Annotated in this window: 1 protein-coding gene; it reads right to left on the bottom strand. The window is 38.5% G+C overall.

The window, feature by feature from the left end; translation table 11 throughout:
• The coding region (locus C1I98_RS46720; protein ID WP_111172262.1) for a MarR family winged helix-turn-helix transcriptional regulator at positions 1 to 426 on the bottom strand (426 nt) is incomplete at both ends.

Below are 426 nucleotides of genomic sequence, written 5' to 3'. Positions count from 1 at the left end.
ACATAATCCGAGTACCCAAGTTTTGGATACCATCAATCTTCAAATGATCACGAATACCATCGTTCATTTTATCTAGCATCGCTGCCAATTGTGTCCAATCCTCAGGGTCAAGATAATCTAAGTATTCAGGAATGTAAAATAAGCTTTTTTCAGCTTCACGACGGCCTTTTTCAGTTAACTTAATTAATTGAATGCGACCATCAGTTGGTGATTTCGTTTTCGTCACAAAATCCTTTTTCACTAGCTTGGTGACAAATTCAGCAGTTGATTGAACACTCATTTCAAGGCGTTCTGCAAGCTCTTTTTGCGAAATATTATCACCTTCGCTTAATGCGACAAGGACTTTGTTTTGGCCACGAAAAACAGGCGAGTGACGTTCCACTTGTTCATCAGCTAAGTGCTGCAATGAAGTAAATTCAAATAATC

It is taken from the genome of Spongiactinospora gelatinilytica (genome assembly GCF_003236385.1).
GTDB classification, from domain to species: Bacteria; Actinomycetota; Actinomycetes; order Streptosporangiales; family Streptosporangiaceae; genus Spongiactinospora; species Spongiactinospora gelatinilytica.
The sequence above is the reverse complement of the archived record's forward strand: the minus strand, read 5'-3'. Positions and strand labels throughout refer to the sequence as shown.